Raw genomic sequence first — 19,425 nt, 5'->3', positions numbered from 1 at the left:
ATGTGAAATCGCGGTAAGCCGTCCTTGGGCCGACTTGTATATTCCTCCAAGTGCGCATCAGGGACCTGCTCGCCGCCTCGGAACTCGGCCTCGTCCTGCTGGCGGGGGACGAGGACACCGAGTTCACCGCCGTGCACGTCACCGACCTGCCCGAGCCCGGCCGCTATCTGAGCGGCGGCGAGCTGGTGCTCACCGGCCTGATGTGGCGGCACGAGGCGGCCGACTCCGCCCGCTTCGTCGCGGCCCTGCGCGCCGCGGGGGTCGCCGCCCTCGGCGCGGGCCAGGCGTGGCTCGGCCACGTGCCCGACGACCTCGTGGCCGCCTGCGCGCAGGCGGGCATGCCGCTGCTGGAGATCCCGACCGCCGTGGCCTTCCGCGCCGTCGAAGAGGCGGCGGCGCCCCGGCTGTCGGGCGAGGTCAGGGCGGCGCTCGGCCGCCAGCGCAGGATCGTCGACGCCGTCGCCGAAGGCGCCGGCCTGGGCGAGCTGTTCGCGCTCACCGCCGCCGAGCTGGGCGTCACCGGCGCGGTGCTGTCCTCCACCGGCGAGATCGTCGTCGGCTCGTGCCCCGACCCGGTCCGGCTGGCCCGCGCCTACCTGTCGGCGTCCCGGCTGCCGTGCGCGGCGCACGGCCACACGCTCTTCGGCGTCGGCCGGGGGCATCGCGCCGCCGGCTGGGTGCTGGCCTGCGAGGGGGACCTGCTCGGCCGCGCCGACCTCGGCTTCGAGCTGGCCGCCTGCGTCGCGCTCGAACGCACCAGGATGGAGGAGGGCAGGCGGGTCGAGCGCCGCCTCGTCGAGCAGCTCGTCGGCGCCGCCTTGTCCGCCGAGGCCGATGCCGCCGAGCTCAACGCCCGGCTGCGCACGTGCGGGCTGGGGCCCGGCCAGCCGTACGCGGTGGTGACGGCGACCGCCCCGCGCCCCGGCGCCACCCGCGGCCCTGACCCGGCCACGCTGGGCGGGCAGGTGCTGGAGGAACTGCTCGGCCGGGACGTGGTGGCCGCGGCGGGCACCGACAGCGCCGTCGCCCTCGTCCCGCTGCCGGCCCCGGCCCCGGCCCCGGCCCCGGTCTCGGTCCCGGTCCCGGTCTCCGCGCTCGCCGACCGGCTGCGGGCGGGGCTCGGCGTGCTGTCGGCGCTGCGCGACACCCGGGTGTCGATCGGGGTGAGCGGCGCCCTCACCGGCGCCGCCTCGCTCAGGGGCGGGATCGAGGAGGCGGGCCACGCCCTGCGCATGGCCGCCGCACGCTCCGGCGGCGTCGTCACCAGCGACGAGATCTACACCCACGACCTGCTGCTGGCCACCGTGCCTGGCGACGTCCGGCGCTCGTTCACGCAGCGGCTGCTCGACCCGCTCGTCGACTACGACGCCAAGCACCAGTCGGAGCTGGTGCGCACCCTCGGCGCCTTCCTCGACACGGCGGGCTCGTGGAACGCCTGCGCCGAGCGGATGCACGTGCACGTCAACACGGTCCGCTACCGGATCAGGCGCGTCGAGGAGCTGACCGGCAGGGACCTGTCGACCATGGCCGACCGGGTGGACTTCTTCCTCGCCCTGCGGGCCCGCTGATCAGACCAGGCCGGCCTGGGGGAGCGCGGCACCCGCTCCCTGGGCCTCCCGCTCCTCGGCCACCTGGCGGCGGACCTCGTCCGTCTGCATGCTCTGGGAGAGCACGGCGGCCTCGCTCAGGTAGGCGCGCGCCCTGCGCTGGTCGCCGAGCAGCCGGTACGCCCTGGCCAGCGCGATCAGGCAGTCCATCTCGGTGCTCAGCAACCGCACGGTTCGGGCGGCCCTCAGCCCTGCCGACAGCGCCTCGACACCCGCTTCGACATCGCCCTTGTCCACCTTGACCAGGCCCAGCACGCCGAGAATGGCGCCCTCGTGGCCGAGATCGCCGACCCGACGCGCCATCGCCAGCGCGCTGGTCAGGCACTCCTCCGCCGCGGCGAACCTGCGCAGGCGGCCGTTGGCCTGGCCCGCCATGAGCAGGGCGTAGCGCTGGCCGACCTGCGAGCCGATCTCCGTGGCGATCTCCAGCTGCGCCATGGCGTGCCGCAGCGTCAGGTCGTGGCGGCCCACGTCCACGTAGGAGTTGGCCAGGTTGCCGAGCGCGCGCTGCTCGGCGAACCGGTCGCCGAGCCGCCTGGCCAGCCTGAGCTCCTCGTTCAGGTGGCGGACCGCCGCGTCGACCTGGCCCTGGTGGCCGAAGCCGCTGGCGATCCCGCCGTGGGCCTCCAGCGCCATCGCCTCGTCGCTCAGCCGCCTGGCGACCGCGAGGGCCCGCTGGCACAGCGAGATCATGTCCGCCAACCGGTAGGAGTGCCGCTGGAACCACCGCAGCGCGATGCTGAGCGCCGCCCCCAGACGGGCGATCCGCTCGTGCGGATCGTCCATGGCCTGCGCGGCCGCGGCCACCAGGTTGGGCTCCTCGGTGTTGAGCCAGTCGTGGGCCTCGTCGCGGTCGGCCAGCGGGTGCGGGCGCATGTCGACGGCCGGGATGTCGGCCTGCACCCGGTGCGGGTCCAGCAGGCGGGTGGCGTGCTCGACGGTGACGAGGTAGTAGCCCAGCACCCGCTCGAGGCACGCCGCGCGGTCGGTGACGGCGTGCTCGCCGGCGAACAGCCTGACCAGGTCGTGCATCTGGTAGTGCCACGCGCGGCCCCGCTCGAGCAGGTTGGCGTCGACCAGCCGGTCGAGGGCGCGCTCGGCGTCGGCGGGCGCCGCGTCGAGGAGCGCGGCGGCGACCCGGGTGCTCACGTCGGGCACCCGGATGAGGGCCAGCAGCACGAGCAGCCTGGCGGCCGTCCGGTCGGTGGGATGGTCGCTGTCGTGCAGGGCCTGCCAGCTGGCCGTCAGCCCCGACCGGACGGCCAGGTCGCCGGCCTCCAGCTCGTGGAGCCTGCGCTGCTCGTCGGCCAGGCGGTCGACCAGCATGCCGACCGTCCAGTCGGGACGGCTGGCCAGCCGGGCGCCGGCGATGCGCAGCGCCAGCGGGAGCCCGTCGCACAGCCGTACCAGCCGGGTGGTCGCCGCGGGGTCGGCGGAGGTACGGCCGGCCTCGGTCAGCCTGGCCAGCATGGTGACGGCCTCGGCGTCCTGGAGGGTTCCCAGGCGTACCTGGACGCAGTCGTCGGCGGGTGTCAGCGTCTCCCTGCTGGTCACCAGCACCGAGCAGCCGGCGGGAACCGACAGCAGCGGCCGTACCTGGGCGAGGTTGGCAGCGTCGTCGAGCAGCACCAGGATCCGCCGGTCGCTGAGGAGGTCGCGCCACAGCGCCGCGGCCTCGTCGAGGTCCAGCGGCACCCGTTCAGGCGCGGTGCCGAGCGCTCTGAGCAGCCGGCCCAGCGCCTGGGAGGGGGTCAGCCGTTTGACGCCCGGAGTGCCTCCGCGCAGGTTGACGTAGAGGTGCCCGTCGGGGAAGCGGTGACCGACGGCGTGCGCCACCCGGACGGCCAGCGCCGACTTGCCGGCGCCCGGCGGCCCCGAGATCGCCACGACCGGCGCGGGCGGCGCCTCGTCCCAGGGCGCGAGGTGCGAGCGGATCCTGAGCTGCTCGGTGGTGCGGCCGACGAAACCGAGCAGGTCGCGGGGGAGCTGGCGCGGGACCGCGACGACGGCCTGGGCGGGTGGCGCGGTCTGCCCGCGCAGGATCACGTCGCGATAGGCGCGCAGTCGCTCGCCGGGATCGACGCCCAGCTCCTCGGCCAGCACGCGCTCGCCCTCCCTGAAGACCTCCAGCGCCTCGGCCTGGCGCCCGCCCAGGTGCAGCGCCCGCATCAGCGACTCGCGCGGCCCCTCACGCAGCGGATGCTCGGCCACCAGCGCCATCAGCGCGGGCAGGATCTCCTGGTGCCTGCCGAGCTCGACCATGACCTCGGCCCTGCGTTCCATGGCGGTGACGCGCAGCTCGTCGAGGTGCTGCCGGCGCCCCTCGGCGAACGGCCCCGGCACGCCGGGCAGCGCGGGCCCGCGCCACAACTCCAGCGCCAGGTCCAGGCTGCGCAGGCAGCCGCGCAGGTCGCCTTCCGCGCGCCGGCGCGCCGCCCCGTCGAGATGGCCGGCGAAGGCCACGCAGTCGACGTGGAGGGGATCGACGCGTAAGGAATAGCCGCCGGGGACGCCGACGAGTATCCTCGGCTCCTCACGGGAGCCGCGACCGGGTTCGAGCACGCTGCGCAGCCCGGCGACGTAGGTGTAGACGCTCTGCTCGGCGCTCTTCGGCGGGTCCTCGCCCCAGAGCCCGTCGATGAGGTGCTCCTTCAGCACCACCTCGCCGGCAGAGCAGGCGAGGATGGCCGCGATCGCCTGCTGACGCGGCGCGCCCAGCGAGACCTCGCGTCCATGAAGCCGTCCGAGCATCGGGCCCAGGAGAGCGATGAACACACGAGCCTCCGGATTCGCCGCGGGGGATGGTGAAACGGCAACCACATTCAGGAACGCAGACGATCGAAGATCGATATGGCCTGTAGTTGAAATGTAGACGGGTTGGTTACGCTGTTAATCCCCCATGGGAATGCCGAAGCCCCCGAATTGTGGCGATTCGAGGGCTTGACCGCGGCACTTTCCAGCAAGGACTGAAGGGCACTAGCAGCAGAGGTAGTCGTAGCTCGGTCCCTTAGGCGACACCTCGGCACCTGCGGTCGTACCATGTCCTCCAACCGTGGCAATTGCCGCGACGAGGACAGTGAGTGCGGACATGACAAGTCGCTTGCGCATGGGGGGTTCTCCCTCGCTCAGGTGGTGCTTGAAGTACATCATCCCAGGGAGACGTTGCCGTGACCACATCTGATCTGGTCGGACTCCGCATCAAGACGGTCCGCCGCCAGCGTGGCCTGTCACAGGCCCAGCTCGCCCACCCTGAACTGTCGGACAGCTACGTCTCTCTGATCGAGAGTGGAAAGCGCACGCCAACCCCCGCGGTACTTGAGCTCCTGGCCCAGAAGCTCGACTGTTCGCTCAGCTACCTCGTCAACGGCGTGACCGCCGAGCAGCTGAACGATCTCGAACTCGGCCTGGGTTACGCGCGGCTCGCACTGGAGAACGGCGAGGTTCACGAGGCCCGGACCAGGTTCGCCGAGCTCGTTGCGGACAACAACCTGACGGGTCTGACCGCCCTTCGTCAAGAGGCGGAGTACGGCCTGGCGCTCGCGACCGAGGCGACCGGCGACATCGCCGAGGCCATCAGGATCCTCAAGCGGCTCGACGGCGAGGAGCTCAGCGCCGAGCGCCACGTGGAGATCGCGCTGGCACTGTGCCGGTGCTACCGCGACAAGGGCGAGCTGGTCGCCGCCGTGGCGGTCGGCGAGCGCGTCCTCGCCGGCGCGGTGCGGCCCACCTGGACCGACGGCCTGGTCGAGCTGGGCGCGACGCTGCTGTCGGTCTACTGGGTCCGCGGCGACCTGCTGCGCGCCCGCCAGTTCTCCGCCGAGCTGCTGGCCGCCGCCGAGCTTCTCGGCACCCCGCGCGCGGCCGTCGCGGCCAGCTGGAACGCCGCCAGGGTCGCCGAGTCCATCGGCCGGGCGGAGGAGGCTCTGAGCCTGATCGAGCGCGCCTACGCCATCCAGTCGGAGACCGCCACGGCCCCGCGCAACCTGGCCAGGCTCCGCGGCGCCGTGGCGGGCCACCGCGCCAGGCTGCAGCCCCACGACACCGACAAGCTCAGGGAGCTGTTCAGCCAGACCGCCAAGGAGATCGCCGAGACCTCGGCGGGCGTGACCGACCAGGCCATCGCCGAGCTCCAGCTCGCCACGGTGGAGCTGACCGCCGGCAACCCCGAGCGCGCGGCCGAGCACGCCAGGGCGGCCGAGGAACTGCTGGCCGACCAGACGCCCGAGATGGACGCGCACATGCGGATGGTCCTCGCCAGGGCCCAGGGTGCCATGGGCGACAGGGAGGCGGCGCTGGCCAGCGCGCGCGAGGCGGTGCGGTTCATGGACCGGGCCTCCACTTCGCGCCAGGCGGCCACCAAGTGGTACGCGGCAGCGGAGACCCTGGAGGCGCTCGGTGACGACGAGGGCACGGTCGAGGCCTACCACCGGGCGCTGGCCTGCGTGGGGTTGTAGCGACGTCACCACCGGGCAGGGTGGTGGGTAGCCTTGGGGATGCCATGAAGAGATCCCCGCTGCCGGCCCTCACCGCCCTGCTCGCCGTCCTGGTCGGCGCCGTCCTGACGGCGCCCCCCGCGCTGGCCCACGACGCGCTGAAGAGCAGCACGCCGAAGAAGAACGCCACCGTCGCGACCCTCGAACAGGTCGAGCTGGAGTTCACCAGTACCCCGAAGCTCCCGTTCGTCATCGTGCGCGCCGACGACGGCGCCGAGATGCAGGCGGGCAAGCCGGAGATCGACGGCAAGGTGGTGCGGCAGCGGCTCAAGGGCGTACTGCCCGACGGCGGCTACACGATCGCCTTCAGGGTGGTCTCCTCCGACGGTCACCCCATCGAGGGCGAGATCCCGTTCGCGGTGAAGGGCGCGCCGCGGCCCGAACCGACCGGGCAGCCGGCCTCCGCCGTACCGCAGAGCGCGTCACCCGGCCAGAGCGCCCCCGCGACCGCGCCCGCCGCGCAGTCCGCCCCCGCGACCGCCGCGCAGAGCGCCCCCGCGGTCACGCCCGCCGCGCAGTCCGCCGCGCCGCAGCCCGTCGCCGGACAGACGTCGCAGGCCGCGACCGGCTTCCCCGTCTGGCTCGTCATCGTCATCGGCGGGCTGGTCGGCATCGGCATCGGCTTCCTGCTGAGCGCCCGGAAGAAGAAGCCGTGACCAGGACCGCGCGGCTCGCGCTCGCGCTGGCAGGGGCCGCGCTCCTCGCCCTGGTCATCGCCATGGTCGCGGGAGGAGCGGCGTTCCCGCGCATCATCCCCGGCCTGCCGGACGAGGGCACGCTGACCCGGTGGGGCCTGCCCATCGCCAAGCTGGTGATGGACGTCGCGGGCGTCCTGACCGTCGGCCTGCTGCTGGCCGCCACCTTCTTCCTGCCCAGCGACAAGGGCATGCTGGGCAAGAGCGCGCTGAGCTACGTCCAGGCGGCGTCGTGGACGGCGCTGGTCTGGGCCGGCGCGGGCGTCGTCACCATGGTGTTCACGCTGTCGGAGCAGCTCGGCCTGCCCGTCGCCGACGTGCTCTCCGGCAACGAGCTGACCAGCTTCGCCAGCCAGGTCGGCCAGGGCATCGCGCTCACCCTCGTGGTGCTGTTCGGCGTGGCCATCGCGATGTTCTCCCGCGGGGCGATCACCGCGGGAGCGTCGGCGGGCCTGCTGGCGCTGGCGGTGGTGACGCTGCTGCCGCCCGCGCTGACCACCCACGCCTCCTCCTCGCCCAACCACGGGCTCGCCACCACCGGCGTCGCCGCCCACCTGGTGTCGCTGGCCCTGTGGGTGGGCGGGCTCACCATCCTGCTCGCCCACGGGCTGCGCAGGCAGCCGCAGCTCGAGGTCGCCGCCAACCGCTTCTCCCGGATGGCGCTGTGGTGCTACATCGGCGTCGGGCTGTCCGGCCTCTTCAGCGTCCTGGCCCGGCTGACCGCGATCAGCGACCTGTGGACCTCGGCCTACGGCGTGCTGCTCGTGGCCAAGACCGCCGCGTTCGTCGTGCTCGGCTACATCGGCTGGTGGCACCGCCAGCGCACGATGGCCCAGCTCGGCAAGGGCAGGCCAGGGGCGTTCACCCGGCTGGCCGCCGGCGAGCTGGTGCTCATGTTCGCCACCATCGGCCTGGCCGTCGCGCTGGCCCGCACCACACCGCCCGACGTCGCGCTGCCGGCTGACCGCGCCTTCGAACTGCTCGGCTTCCCGATGCCGCCGGAGATCACGCTCGCCACCCTGGCCTCGCTGTGGTGGCTCGACCTGTTCTTCGCCCTGCTCGCCGCCGCCCTCGGCGGCCTGTACGCCGCCGGCGTCGTACGGCTGCGCCGCCGCGGCGACGCGTGGTCGGCGGGCCGTACCGCCGCCTGGTTCGTCGGCGTGGCGATCCTCGTCCTCGCCACGCAGAGCGGCCTGGCCCGCTACGCCAAGGTGCTGTTCAGCGTCCACATGATCGAGCACATGACGCTCGCGATGCTCGTGCCGATCTTCCTGGTGCTCGGCGCGCCCGTCACGCTGGCGCTGCGCGCGCTCAAGCCCGCCGCCCGCCGCGGCGACAGGGGTCCGCGCGAGTGGCTGACCGTGATCCTGCACAGCAGGTTCGTCCGCGTCGTGTCCCACCCGGTGGTCGCCACCTCCATCTTCATCGCCTCGACCTACGCGCTCTACTTCACCCCGCTGTTCGCGGCGGCGATGGAGGAGCACCTCGGGCACATCACGATGACGCTCCACTTCCTGCTGAGCGGGTCGCTGTTCTTCTGGGTGATCATCGGCGTCGACCCGGCGCCGCACAAGCTGCCGCACGTCGGCCGCCTGCTGACACTGTTCGTCACCATGCCCTTCCACGCCTTCTTCGGCATCGCGCTGATGATGATGGGCACCGTCGTCGCCGCCGACTGGTACGAGCAGCTCGGCCGTACGTGGGGACTGTCGGCGCTGCAGGACCAGGAGAACGGCGGCGCGATCGCCTGGGGCTTCGGCGAGATCCCCACCCTGATCGTGCTGCTCGCGCTGGCCTTCCAGTGGTACAGCGACGACGAGAGGAAGGCACGCAGGGCCGACCGGCGAGCCGACGCGCTGGCCGCCCGCACCGGCGGCACCGGCGACGCCGAGCTCGACTCCTACAACGACTACCTGGCCAAGCTGAACCGCCGCGACCAGGCCCAGTAGCCCTGCGGCTACGGCCTTCTATCTTCGGTCCACGCGCCTTCGAACCGCCCGGTAGCCTTGCGGGCGGGGGAGACGGGCATCACCTTGGTGCGCCGTGTGTCCTGGCCATCGCGGGGGCGCCAGACCATGGCTCGGGGGGCGTCCGCTGTGTGCTCAGGAAGGCGAGTGCGGACTTGGTGGATGAGACGCGCATGCGCGGGGGGCGGAGCCTGGCCGAGGCTCTTCAGGAGTATCTGACCGACTGGTCGCAGCGCACCGGCATCGCGGTGGAGGTGTGGGCGCTCCCGCACGGCGACGTCCCTGCGACGATCGCCCGAGGCGTGCTCGCCGTGGTCGAGGAGGCGCTGCTCAACGTCGAGCTGCACAGCCGCGCCGGGCTGGTCTCCGTGGCCGTCACCACGGGGCGGCGCGGGTTACGGCTGACGGTGAGCGACAACGGCGCCGGCTTCGGCATGCCGGACGAGCGCAGGGGGATCAGCCGTATGCGCGTGCTGATGTCCGAGCTCGGCGGCACCCTGTCGGTCAACAGCGTGCAGGGCGAGGGCACGACCGTCACGGGCGCCGTGCCCCGCCGGCGCTGATCCGGTACGGCACGCGGCAGCCGTACCGGACGATCCCGCAGCCGGGCAGCCGGGCAGCCGGGCAGCCGGGCAGCCGGGCGGCTGGGAGGGCAGGCAGGCTGGCGGCGCGGCGGCGGCCGCCGGGCTCACGGGAGGGTGAGGATCTCGCTGCCGGTGTCGGTGACCAGGATCGTGTGCTCGAACTGCGCGGTGCGCTTGCGGTCCTTGGTGACGGCGGTCCACTTGTCGGGCCAGATCTCGTAGTCGATCGTGCCGAGCGTCAGCATCGGCTCGATCGTGAACGTCATGCCAGGCACCAGCTCCACCTGGAGCGACGGGTCGTCGTAGTGGGGGACCATCAGCCCGGAGTGGAACGTCGTGCCGATGCCGTGGCCGGTGAAGTCGCGCACGACGCCGTAGCCGAACCGCTTGGCGTAGGCCTCGATGACGCGGCCCACGACGTTGAGCTGCCGCCCGGGGGCGACCGCCTTGATCGCGCGCGTCGTCGCCTCGCGGGTGCGCTCGACCAGCAGGCGCGACTCCTCGTCGACGTCGCCGACCAGGAACGTGGCGTCGGTGTCGCCGTGGACGCCGCCGATGTAGGCGGTGATGTCGACGTTGACGATGTCGCCGTCGCGCAACACCGTGTCGTCGGGGATGCCGTGGCAGATGACCTCGTTGATCGACGTGCACAGCGACTTGGGGTAGCCGCGGTAGCCGAGCGTGCTCGGATAGGCGTTGTGGTCCAGCAGGAACTCGTGGCCGATCCGGTCGAGCTCGTCGGTGGTGACGCCGGGGGCGACGTGCTTGCCGACCTCTTCGAGGGCCTGCGCGGCGATCCGTCCGGCGACGCGCATCCGCTCGATGATCTCCGGCGTCTTGACGTCGGCCTCTCCCGTCTTCGGATGCTTCCTGCCGACGTACTCCGGCCGCTGGATGTGGGCGGGAACCTTGCGCATGGGCGAGATCCGCCCGGGCTGGAGCAGTGTGGTCATGAAACCGAGTTTACGGGGCACAATTCACCCCGTGAGCGAAGGTCAGTGGTGGTTCTGCCTCAAGCACATGCGCGTCGAGCCCGACCAGGGCTGCCCGAACAAGGACCGCATGGGCCCCTACGCCTCCGAGCAGGAGGCGGCAGGCGCGCTGCAGCGCGCCGCGGAACGCAACAAGGCATGGGACGAGCAGGACGCGGACGACGACGACTAGACCACCGCGTACGCCCTGACGGGGAAGGTCCCCAGACCGGCGATCATCGGCGGTGCCGCGTGGAAGCGGAACCCGCTGTCGGGCAGCCCGGCCAGTCCGGTCAGATGCTCGACCAGCGGGATGCCCGCGGCGAGGAGCAGCGTGTGCGCCGGGCGCTCCCCCCGGGGCGGGGTGTCGTCGATGTTGAGCGAGTCGATGCCGACCAGCGCCGGGCCCTGCTCGGCCAGCCACGCCGCGGCCTCGGCCGTCAGGTACGGGTGGCCCTGCACGTAGGCCTGCGTGCCGAAGTGCCGGTCCCACCCGGTGTGCAGGAGGACCGCCTTGCCGCGCACGTCGAGGCCGTCGAGCAGGTCCATGCCCACGCTCGGCCGGTCCACGGCGCGTACCACCAGGCCGGGCAGGTCGGCCAGCCGGTCCACCGGCACCTGTGACAGGTCCGTCCCGTCGGCGTAGCGGTGGTGCGGCGTGTCCAGGTACGTGCCCGTGTTGCACGCCATGGTGATGGTCCCGAGGTGGAACTCCGTGCCGGGGGCGTAGACCTCGCGGGATGCCTCCCGGGTCAGATGGGAGCCGAGGACGGGCCCCGGGATGCCGGGATAGGTGACCATGCCCTCGGTGATCCGGTGGCTCAGTTCGACGATCATGCGTGCTCCATGCGGCTCATTCTGCTGACGACCTTTCCTACAGGGCAAATTACGAAATCTACAGTTACCCGTAAGCTGAGCTAATGGAGATCGATCCGAGGCGGCTGCGCGTCCTGCGGGAGGTCGCCAGGCGGGGCGGGCTGCGCATGCTGGCCGTACGGCATCCGCGGATCACGCCCGTGATGCCCGAGCTCGCGCTGCTCGACGTGCCGGAGGGGTTCGTCAGGGTGAGCCGGATCGCCGAGGTGGGCGCGCGCAGGATCGAGGCCGTCACCCGCCTCAGCCGCACGCGCTCGGTCGCGCCCGACCCGGTGCAGGCCGTCGTGATCGCGGCGATCGAGGAGGCGCTAGTCGGCCACCTGCGGGCCGCTGACCCGCTCCAGCAGCCGGGCGAGCCGGTCCTTTAGCCGCGGACGCTGCGGCAGTTCGCCGGCGGCCGTGCTGACGAGATGCTGCGCGCCGTCGAAACTGACCGGACCGCCGGACGGGATCGCCAGCGCGTCGTGCGCCAGTCCCGCCAGCTCCGAGTCGCCGCACCCCAGCGCGAGGATCGTGGCACCCGTGCGCCTGGCGTCGTCGACCCGCTCCAGCAGCGGCACCGGCGCCTGCCGTTCGGCCACCACGAACAGCGTCTCCCCCCTGCCCGCCCGCTCGATCCGGTCGAGACCGACCCGCAGGTGGGGCGGGGCCTGCTGTGGCGGCTGCCACCGCACCAGCGTGGGCGCCAGCTGCGGCAGCCCGGCCAGCCTCGCCTCGTCGCCGAGATGGGCGGTGAGGTGCCACGGCTCGTCGTCGGGCGTGCCGACCAGGAGCAGGCCGCCAGGGGAGCGGGTGGCTCTCAGCGCCGTGCCCAGCTCTCGTGTGCGCTCCAGCCAGCCGGTCTCGGCCAGAACCTCGCGGAGAAGAGCCACCGAGCCTGCGTCCATCCGTCCATGGTGCCTGACCTGTGACGTTCCCGCGCCCGTTTCCGCGCCGGGGGCCTGGGTTCCACACACGAACCCCGCTGCTGGCATCATCGGCGATATGACTGACCTTCCTGAAGTGAGCGGGTTGACGATCGGCATCCTGGGCGGCACCGGCGACCAGGGCAAGGGCCTGGCCCGCAGGTTCGCCCTCGCCGGGCACCCCGTGCTCATCGGCTCGCGCAGCGCGGGGCGCGCCCACGAGGCGGCCGGGTCCATCGGCAACGGGGCGAGGGGAGCGGAGAACGCCGAGGTGGCCGCCGAGGCCGACATCGTGATCGTCGCCGTGCCGTGGGACGGCCACAAGGCGACGCTGGAATCCCTCCGCGCCCCCCTGTCCGGAAAGATCGTGATCGACTGCGTCAACCCGCTGGGCTTCGACAAGCAGGGCGCTTACGCGCTGCCGGTCGAGGAGGGCTCGGCCGCCCAGCAGGCCGCCGCCGTCCTGCCGGACAGCCGCGTCGTCGCCGCCTTCCACCACGTGTCGGCCATGCTGCTGCTCGACCCGGCCGTCGAGAAGATCGACCTCGACGTGCTGGTCCTCGGCGACGACCGCGAGGCCACCGACACCGTGCAGGCCCTCGCCGCGCAGATCCCCGGAGCTCGCGGCGTGTACGGCGGGCGGCTGCGCAACGCCCACCAGGTCGAGGCGCTGACGGCCAACCTGATCTCGATCAACCGGCGCTACAAGGCCCACGCGGGCATCCGCATCACCGACGTCTGAGCCCGCACCCCGGCCCGACCGGCGTCGGCCCCTCCCGTGCGGACCGCGCGACGCGGGAGGGGCCCGACCGTCGCCCGACGTCAGACCCGACCCGCCTCGCGCACCGCGGCCTCCACCCGCGCCGGATGCCGGTGCCTGACCGGAGTGAGCACCCCCACGAGCGCGATCACGACGACGGCGCCCCCCGCCACCAGCGCGACCAGCGGAGTGCCGTGCCGCGAAGCCGCCAGCGTGAGCAAACCGGCGCCGATCGGTCCCAGCGCGAAATGGATCGTCCAGAAGGCCGAGGTGACCCGGCCGAGCAGATGGTCGGGTGTGATCTCCTGGCGCAGCGACTGCGAGGAGATGCCGCCGATGGACTGGCTGAGGACGAACCCCGCCATGACCGCCGCGACCCCCGGTACGGCAGGGCCCAGCCCGGCGCAGGCGATCGCCACACCCGACAGGGCGATCGCGGTGATCCAGGTCGGGCCGAAGCCGAGCCGTCCCCGCACCCTGGCCACCGCCGCCGACCCCAGCAGCGCGCCGACGGCGCCGCAGGTGAGCACGACTCCGACGGCGTCGTCATTCTGGCCGAGATCGTTCTTCAGGTAGTAGATGACGATGTCGTCGAGCCCCGCCGTGAGGAAGATGTAGAACGTCAGCAGTATCGTCAGCCAGCGCAGCACCGGCTGGCGCCACAGGAACCTGGCCCCTTCGAGGAAGCCGCCGCGCCCGGCGGCGGTCGGCGCCTCGGCCGGGCGCAGCCGTACCAGGCACAGGCCGAGCGCCGAGACGGCGAAGCTCGCCGCGTCGACGCCGAGCGCCACGGTCGGGCCGAACCGCTGGGAGGCGAGCCCGGCCAGCGCGGGACCGCCGACGCTGGCCGCGGCGTAGACCGCGTACAGGTGGCCGTTGGCACGCATCAGCTGGTCCTTTCCGACCAGTCGCGGCACCACCGTCACGTAGGTGACCTGGAAGACCATCCCCAGCGCCGCGCCCGCCGGCACGACCACGTACAGCAGCCAGATCTGCGGCTCGACGATCCAGACCAGCGGGATGAGCGCGTAGAGCGCGGCCCGCGCGACGTCACAGCCGATCAACAGCCGTCGCCGGTCCAGCCGGTCGGCGGCCAGCCCGGCGAACGCCCCCGCGGCCAGGGAGGCCACCCCGGACAACGCGGTCATCATGCCCATCTGGACCACCGAACCGGTCTCCCGCAGCACCAGCAGCGGGATGGCGATCGTGGAGAAGGAGTCACCCGCCACCGACAGCGCCTGGATCGCCAGAAAGATGGAGAAGTTCCTGTTGCGCCACAACGACACGCGGCAGGCCTTTCGTTCGGACCGAGATCTCGGCCCTAAGGGTCACCACACCCGCCTGCCCCACGTCCAACCGTTTTCCGGGCCGCTCCCGGGCCGCTTCCGGGCCGCTCCCGGGCCGCTTCCGGGCCGCTTCCCGGTCGGACGGTCGCGGAGCGTCTGCCCTGTCGCTGGTCCCGGCTCCGGCCGGCCCAGCCACGGGCACGCCGGCCGGAGCTCACGGGCGCGACCGGGGGGACAGGCGTGCCGGTCCGCGGCGGCGGCCGCCGGTCAGAGCCAGCCCGCGTCCTCCGCGATCCTGATCGCGTCGATCTTGTTCCTGGCGCCCGTCTTGGTGATCGCCCCGGTCAGATAGTTGCGCACGGTCCCCGCCGACAGGTGCAGCCGCGAGGCGATCTCCTCCGCCGTCGCCCCCCGGGCCGCCTCCGCCAGGACCGTGCGCTCCCGCGGGGTGAGCGGGCTCTCGCCGTACTCCATGGCCGAGGACACCAGGTCGGCGTCGAGCACCCGCAGCCCCGCCGCGGTCCTGCGGATGGCCTCGGCGAGCCGGTCGCCCGGGGCGTCCTTCACCAGGAACGCCTCGATGCCCGACTCCAGCGCCCGCCGTACCTGGCCGGGCTGGCCCATCGCCGTCAGCACCAGGATCCGGCAGGACGGCAGCCGCGTGCGCAGGGTGGCGGCGGCGGTGATGCCGTCGACCACGGGCAGGTCGATGTCCACGATCGCCACGTCGGGCCGGACCCGCAGCGCCTCCGGCACGATCTCGTCGCCCCTGGTCACCTCGGCGACGACCTCGATGTCCGGTTCGAGGCGGAGGAGCGCGGTCAGGGCGGCCCTGATCATGTGCATGTCCTCGGCGAGCAGCACCCTGATCACGCGGGAACCTCCATGGTGAGGCGGAAGCCGTTCGCTTCCGTCGGCTCGGCGGTGACGGTGCCGCCCGCCTGGCTCGCCCGCTCGCTCAGGCCGGTCAGCCCGTTGCCCCTGGACATCGGGGAGCCGGGGGCGCCGTCGTTGACCACTTCCAGGCGTGCCGTGCCCGCCCTGACGGAGGTGCTGATCGAGCAGGTGGTCGCGCGGCTGTGCCGCAGGATGTTCGTGACGCCTTCGCGCACCCCCCAGGCCAGCGCCTCCTCCGAGGGACGGGGCAGCGCCGCGGCGGCCAGGTTGACCTGGCAGTCGACGCCCGAGGCGGCCAGCAGCGCCGTCGCCCGCTCGACCTCGCCGGACAGCGACATCTGCCGGAAGCCGCGCGCGACGTGCCGTACGTCCTGGACGGCCTCGCGGGCCACCTGCACCAGCTCGCCGACCTCGGTCCTGGCGGCGAGCGGGTCGCGCTCGACGAGCCTGGCGGCCAGATCGCCCTTCAGCGCGATCGCGGTGAGGCTGCGGCCGAGACCGTCGTGCAGGTCGCGGGAGATCCGCAGGCGCTCCTTGAGCACGGCCGCCTCGGCCAGCTCCGCCTTGGCCTGGTCCAGTTCCTTGGCCATCAGGGCGCTCCGGACCAGCGCGTAGATCATGACGCCGGTGCTGAAGACGGTGACGGCGTAGAAGAACGTCAGCGCCAGGTGCCCGCTGGTCGCCACGTAGATCTGCCAGCCCTGGAACGCCGTGGCCAGCCCCACCAGCGGCCAGGCGGCGCGCGGCGGCAGCAGGATCAGCAGCGATCCGGCCAGCAGCGGCGAGACGACGGCGGACCAGCCGTACGGGAGGACGAAGTCGGTCAGGTAGGTCGCGGCGGTCTGCATGACGAGGGTCAGCGGGAACAGCGGCGGCCGCCGGCCGCGCAGGCCCGCCCGCACGTGCAGGTAGTGGGTGACCCCGATGCACCCGCCCGCCGCCATGGCCCACAGGCTCATGGGCACCGTGACGATGACGAGATAGGCCGACCAGAGATAGAGCACGACGGCCATCACCGTGTAGCAGGCGGAGATCGTGGTGATCACGATGATCGCGAGGCGGCGGGCGGATTCTGATGTCATGGCGCGACCAATTATGACTTCCTGGGTTCCCATCGGAACCACAGGCGGACCGAGACCAGCGCGACGACCGCCCACACCGCCAGGTTCAGCAGCGGCAGGAGCAGATCCCCTTCTCCCGTGTAGGCGGCCCGCGCGCCCACCACGAGGCCGCCGGTGGGCAGCAGGTCCAGGACGGTGCCCACCCACGCGGGCAGCAGCTTGACGACCGGCCCGAAACCGCCCGCGCCCACGCCCGCCAGCATGAACCACGGCATGGACATGACCGCCGCCACCTCCGCCCGGGAGATCACCGCCGTCCAGGCCGCGCCGAGCAGTGACAGCACCGAAACGCCCGCCACCAGGAACAGCACCAGCGCCAGCGGGTTGCGCGGGAGCGGCAGGCCCGCGACGGCGTAGAGCACCCCGCACACCACGAAGGCGAGCAGCACGGTCTGCGCGGAGATGTTGACCAGCTCGCCGCCGATGATCTCACGGTCGTGCAGGCCCGTGGCGCGCATCCGCTTGAGGACCAGCTGGTCCCTGCGCGCGGTCAGCGTGACCGCCGCCTGCATGAACGCGGCCACCGTCAGCACCATGGCCAGCACGCCGAGATGCGTGTCCAGCACGACGCCCGGCACGCCCGGCCGCACCTTCGCCATCATGAACGGCAGACCGATGCCGAGCCCCAGCGACAACGCCACCGAGGTCGACAACGCCACCTTGTCCCGCCAGTACAGCCGCCCGCCGAACCGGGCCACCGCCACGAACTCACGCATGGTCGATCCCTTCGAGAAACAGGTCTTCGAGCGACGCCGTCCGCACCTCGATGCCGCGCAACCGCAGGCCCTTGGCCGCCGCCCAGCTCAGCAGCTCCTGCGCGGCCAGATCCGGATCCTCCGCCCTGCACGTCGCCACGCCGCCCTCCATCGTCACCGGCAGCGGCAGATCGCCCGGCGAGATGCCGGGAGGCAGCTCGAAGGAGACCCGTCCGGCCTGCGCGGCCAGCGTCTCCGCCATGCCGCCGGCGGCGACGATCTCGCCCCGATCCATGATCGCCATACGGCTCGCGAGGCGCTGCGCCTCGTCCAGGTAGTGGGTGGTCAGCAGGATGGTGGTGCCAGAGGCGGCGAGGTCGCGGACGACCTCCCAGGTGTTGCGCCGCGCCTCGGGATCCATCCCGGTGGTCGGCTCGTCCAGGAACAGCACGTCGGGACGGCCCAGCAGGGCCAGCGCCAGATCGAGCCTGCGCTTCTCGCCGCCCGACAGCTGCCGCACCTTCGTCGCCGACCGGTCCAGCAGGCCCGCCAGCTCCAGGGCCTCCCGCGTCGGCCGGGCCCAGGGGGTGAAGTCGCGCCACGAGTCGACGGTCTGGGCCACTGTGAGGTCAGGGAAGAACCCCGCCTCCTGCAGCATGATGCCGGTGCGGCGGCGCACCCCTCTCCGGTCCTTGCCGGGATCGAGGCCGAGCACCCGCACCTCGCCCGCGTCGGCGCGCTGGAAGCCCGCCAGAACCTCGATCGTGGTCGTCTTGCCCGCGCCGTTCCTGCCGAGGAGCGCGAAGATCTCGCCCGGGACGGCCTCGAAGGAGATGCCCTTCACCGCCTGGAAGTCTCCGTAGCTCTTGGTGAGCCCGTTCACCTGGATCATGGGTCTGATTCTTCGGGCCGCGCTCGATGGCGGGCAGTGAAGAATTCATGTCTTGTCACGCTTTCCGGCGCCGATGCTCCGGCGGAGGAGCCGCAGACACGCCACGGGCCATCCCGCCTCGGTCGCCCGCCCCCGGTCGCCCGCCCTCCGGTCGCCCGCGGTCTTTCTGCGACGGGTCCCTGGAACTCGCCCACGGCCGCGAGCGCGCGGGCCGGGTCAGACGATCAGCGTGTGGCGGGAGGCGGTGTGGCGGGCTCCGTCGTAGGCGTCCCACGCCTTCACGAGCGCGTCGACCGCCGCCGTCAGCTCCTCCTTCGGGAACAGGAAGTGCAGCCGCATGTGGTCGGCATGCGCGCCCGCCGGGTCGAACGACCGGCCGGGCGGGATCGCCACCCCGTGCCGCAGCGCCACCTGGGCGAAGGTGTCGGCGTCGCCACGGGGCAGGCGGACCCAGATCGTCTGCCCGCCGAGTGCCGGGGCGAACTCCCACGACGGCAGCTTGGCCCGCAGCTCGCCCAGAAGGTGGTCGTGCTGCGCGCGCAGCACCGCGACGCGCGCCTGCCGTACCTCGTCGAGCCTGCGCAGCACCGCGACCGCCGCCAGCTGGGACAGCACGTCGCCCCCGAGGTCGTGGATGGCGCGGAGCCTGGCCAGCCGGGCGGCCAGCGGGGCGGCGGCGCGGATCCAGCCGACGCGCAGCCCGCCCCACACGAGCTTGCTCAGTGACGCGATGGTGACGACCTGCTCGCCCGGGGTGAAGGCGGCGAGCGGGGGCGGGGTGTCGCCCGCGAAGCACAGCTCGGCGCAGACCTCGTCGTCGATGAGCGGGACGTCGTGCGCCGCGGCCGAGGCGGCCAGCCTTCCGCGCTCCGCCGTATCCATGATCGCGCCGGTGGGGTTGCTGGCCGTGGGCGTGACGTAGATCAGGGCGGGCCGGCCGCCCGCGTCGACGCCCGCCCGGACGACCGCGGCGGCGTGCCGGAACACCTCCAGCGCGCCCGGATAGGTGGGCGTCTCGGTCTGGACGGTGTCACCGGGGTTGACCAGCAGGCCGGTGAGCAGGGTCAGTGCCTGCTGCGCGCCGGTGGTGACGATGACCTGGCCGGCGTCGGTGGGCAGGCCGCGCCCGGTGTAGTAGGCGGCTACCGCGGCACGGAGGGCGGGATGCCCGGCGGGGTGGTAGCCGAGGTCGCGCCGGGGCAGCATCGACACGGCCTCGCCGAAGGCCTCGGCCAGCAACGGCGGCGGCTCGTCGGGCGCGGCGCAGGTCAGCAGCGTGACCCCGTCCGGCGGGTGGAGGATGTGCGACAGCAGCGGGTTGGAGCCCACCTCGTTGGTGGCGCGTGTGGCGGGCAGGTCGGCGCTGGCCACACGGGTGCCGCTGCCTCTGCGCCTGACGACGCGCCCCTCCTGCTGGAGCAGGTCGTAGGCGGCGACCACGGTGCCCCTCGCCACTGCCAGCCCCCCGGCGAGCACCCGGTCGGGCGGCAGCGGAGCCCCGGGCGGCAGCAGCCCGTCATCGATGAGATCGCGCAGCCGGGCGGCGAGCAGCAGGTAGAGCGGGCCGCGTCCGGACGCCCACCGGCCGAGGAGATCCGCAAGATTGGCCTCATCCATGGACCAATTATGGATGATTGGCTCTGACATCCCGCCGTCAGAACGGCGATCCTTGTCGG

General features: G+C 72.8%; 18 protein-coding genes. 8 read left to right on the top strand and 10 right to left on the bottom strand.

What is annotated here, in order from left to right; genetic code table 11:
- The first annotated feature begins 50 nt into the window (after positions 1-50).
- Complete coding sequence (locus ABZX22_RS24450; RefSeq protein ID WP_354912979.1) at positions 51-1,568, top strand: helix-turn-helix domain-containing protein; 1,518 nt, start codon at positions 51-53, stop codon at positions 1,566-1,568.
- Here ABZX22_RS24450 and ABZX22_RS24445 read toward each other — a convergent pair whose 3' ends face one another.
- Positions 1,569-4,382 (bottom strand): BTAD domain-containing putative transcriptional regulator, encoded by a 2,814-nt coding sequence (locus ABZX22_RS24445; RefSeq protein ID WP_354912978.1) that lies wholly within the window; start codon positions 4,380-4,382, stop codon positions 1,569-1,571.
- 392 nt (positions 4,383-4,774) lie between these two features.
- Between ABZX22_RS24445 and ABZX22_RS24440 the strand changes: the two genes are divergently transcribed.
- The 4 genes from ABZX22_RS24440 (at position 4,775) to ABZX22_RS24425 (ending at position 9,325) form a co-directional block, all read left to right on the top strand.
- Positions 4,775-6,061, top strand: a complete 1,287-nt coding sequence (locus ABZX22_RS24440) for a helix-turn-helix transcriptional regulator (RefSeq protein WP_354912976.1) — start codon at positions 4,775-4,777, stop codon at positions 6,059-6,061.
- 44 nt (positions 6,062-6,105) lie between these two features.
- A complete protein-coding gene (locus tag ABZX22_RS24435; RefSeq protein ID WP_354912974.1) occupies positions 6,106-6,756 on the top strand; it encodes a copper resistance CopC family protein in 651 nt (216 codons plus the stop codon).
- Complete coding sequence (locus tag ABZX22_RS24430) at positions 6,753-8,744, top strand: cytochrome c oxidase assembly protein (protein WP_354912972.1); 1,992 nt, start codon at positions 6,753-6,755, stop codon at positions 8,742-8,744. Before ABZX22_RS24435 ends, ABZX22_RS24430 begins: the two co-directional genes overlap by 4 nt.
- A 191-nt stretch (positions 8,745-8,935) precedes the next feature.
- Complete coding sequence (locus ABZX22_RS24425) at positions 8,936-9,325, top strand: ATP-binding protein (protein WP_354912970.1); 390 nt, start codon at positions 8,936-8,938, stop codon at positions 9,323-9,325.
- A gap of 125 nt (positions 9,326-9,450) precedes the next feature.
- Here ABZX22_RS24425 and map read toward each other — a convergent pair whose 3' ends face one another.
- The gene (map, locus tag ABZX22_RS24420; protein WP_354912968.1) at positions 9,451-10,299 is read right to left on the bottom strand and encodes a type I methionyl aminopeptidase; all 849 of its coding nucleotides are present in this window, start codon (positions 10,297-10,299) and stop codon (positions 9,451-9,453) included.
- Between the two features lie 31 nt (positions 10,300-10,330).
- Between map and ABZX22_RS24415 the strand changes: the two genes are divergently transcribed.
- The gene (locus tag ABZX22_RS24415; protein ID WP_354913201.1) at positions 10,331-10,510 is read left to right on the top strand and encodes a hypothetical protein; all 180 of its coding nucleotides are present in this window, start codon (positions 10,331-10,333) and stop codon (positions 10,508-10,510) included.
- Here the strand turns inward: ABZX22_RS24415 and ABZX22_RS24410 are convergent.
- Positions 10,507-11,154: a cyclase family protein gene (locus ABZX22_RS24410; protein ID WP_354912967.1), complete on the bottom strand. Its 648-nt coding sequence runs from the start codon at positions 11,152-11,154 to the stop codon at positions 10,507-10,509. The genes ABZX22_RS24415 and ABZX22_RS24410 overlap by 4 nt on opposite strands.
- Positions 11,155-11,237: 83 nt before the next feature.
- On the opposite strand from ABZX22_RS24410, the gene ABZX22_RS24405 reads away from it, so the two are divergent.
- Positions 11,238-11,561, top strand: coding sequence for a hypothetical protein (locus tag ABZX22_RS24405; RefSeq protein WP_354912965.1), 324 nt, complete (start codon positions 11,238-11,240; stop codon positions 11,559-11,561).
- On the opposite strand, the gene ABZX22_RS24400 is transcribed toward ABZX22_RS24405, so the two are convergent.
- Positions 11,502-12,080, bottom strand: coding sequence for a hypothetical protein (locus ABZX22_RS24400; protein WP_354912963.1), 579 nt, complete (start codon positions 12,078-12,080; stop codon positions 11,502-11,504). The genes ABZX22_RS24405 and ABZX22_RS24400 overlap by 60 nt on opposite strands.
- Positions 12,081-12,177: 97 nt before the next feature.
- On the opposite strand from ABZX22_RS24400, the gene npdG reads away from it, so the two are divergent.
- Positions 12,178-12,840, top strand: a complete 663-nt coding sequence (npdG, locus tag ABZX22_RS24395; RefSeq protein ID WP_354912961.1) for an NADPH-dependent F420 reductase — start codon at positions 12,178-12,180, stop codon at positions 12,838-12,840.
- An 80-nt stretch (positions 12,841-12,920) separates the two neighbouring features.
- Here the strand turns inward: npdG and ABZX22_RS24390 are convergent, their stop codons facing one another.
- From ABZX22_RS24390 to ABZX22_RS24365, 6 genes are all read right to left on the bottom strand, one after another.
- Complete coding sequence (locus tag ABZX22_RS24390; protein WP_354912959.1) at positions 12,921-14,144, bottom strand: MFS transporter; 1,224 nt, start codon at positions 14,142-14,144, stop codon at positions 12,921-12,923.
- Positions 14,145-14,411: 267 nt separating this feature from the next.
- Positions 14,412-15,017, bottom strand: coding sequence for a response regulator transcription factor (locus ABZX22_RS24385; RefSeq protein WP_354912958.1), 606 nt, complete (start codon positions 15,015-15,017; stop codon positions 14,412-14,414).
- Positions 15,014-16,123, bottom strand: coding sequence for a sensor histidine kinase (locus ABZX22_RS24380; protein ID WP_354912956.1), 1,110 nt, complete (start codon positions 16,121-16,123; stop codon positions 15,014-15,016). The genes ABZX22_RS24385 and ABZX22_RS24380 overlap by 4 nt, the downstream gene beginning before the upstream one ends.
- A gap of 11 nt (positions 16,124-16,134) precedes the next feature.
- Entirely contained in the window at positions 16,135-16,878 is a 744-nt protein-coding gene (locus ABZX22_RS24375; protein WP_354912954.1) for an ABC transporter permease, read from the bottom strand.
- Positions 16,871-17,749, bottom strand: a complete 879-nt coding sequence (locus ABZX22_RS24370; RefSeq protein WP_354912952.1) for an ABC transporter ATP-binding protein — start codon at positions 17,747-17,749, stop codon at positions 16,871-16,873. Before ABZX22_RS24370 ends, ABZX22_RS24375 begins: the two co-directional genes overlap by 8 nt.
- Before the next feature lie 216 nt (positions 17,750-17,965).
- Positions 17,966-19,366, bottom strand: a complete 1,401-nt coding sequence (locus ABZX22_RS24365; protein ID WP_354912950.1) for a PLP-dependent aminotransferase family protein — start codon at positions 19,364-19,366, stop codon at positions 17,966-17,968.
- Between the last annotated feature and the right edge of the window lie 59 nt (positions 19,367-19,425).

It is taken from the genome of Nonomuraea sp. NPDC003804, assembly GCF_040610675.1.
Lineage (GTDB): Bacteria > Actinomycetota > Actinomycetes > Streptosporangiales > Streptosporangiaceae > Nonomuraea.
This window is presented reverse-complemented; position numbering and strand designations above follow the sequence as displayed.

Excerpts from the sequence above, each read along its gene's own strand:
- ABZX22_RS24370 (WP_354912952.1), bottom strand. The coding sequence starts at position 17,749 with ATGATCCAGGTGAACGGGCTCACCAAGAGCTACGGAGACTTCCAGGCG.
- ABZX22_RS24410 (WP_354912967.1), bottom strand. The coding sequence starts at position 11,154 with ATGATCGTCGAACTGAGCCACCGGATCACCGAGGGCATGGTCACCTAT.
- ABZX22_RS24380 (WP_354912956.1), bottom strand. The coding sequence starts at position 16,123 with ATGACATCAGAATCCGCCCGCCGCCTCGCGATCATCGTGATCACCACG.
- ABZX22_RS24375 (WP_354912954.1), bottom strand. The coding sequence starts at position 16,878 with ATGCGTGAGTTCGTGGCGGTGGCCCGGTTCGGCGGGCGGCTGTACTGG.
- ABZX22_RS24405 (WP_354912965.1), top strand. The coding sequence starts at position 11,238 with ATGGAGATCGATCCGAGGCGGCTGCGCGTCCTGCGGGAGGTCGCCAGG.
- ABZX22_RS24365 (WP_354912950.1), bottom strand. The coding sequence starts at position 19,366 with ATGGATGAGGCCAATCTTGCGGATCTCCTCGGCCGGTGGGCGTCCGGA.
- ABZX22_RS24435 (WP_354912974.1), top strand. The coding sequence starts at position 6,106 with ATGAAGAGATCCCCGCTGCCGGCCCTCACCGCCCTGCTCGCCGTCCTG.
- ABZX22_RS24400 (WP_354912963.1), bottom strand. The coding sequence starts at position 12,080 with ATGGACGCAGGCTCGGTGGCTCTTCTCCGCGAGGTTCTGGCCGAGACC.
- ABZX22_RS24425 (WP_354912970.1), top strand. The coding sequence starts at position 8,936 with ATGCGCGGGGGGCGGAGCCTGGCCGAGGCTCTTCAGGAGTATCTGACC.
- npdG (WP_354912961.1), top strand. The coding sequence starts at position 12,178 with ATGACTGACCTTCCTGAAGTGAGCGGGTTGACGATCGGCATCCTGGGC.
- map (WP_354912968.1), bottom strand. The coding sequence starts at position 10,299 with ATGACCACACTGCTCCAGCCCGGGCGGATCTCGCCCATGCGCAAGGTT.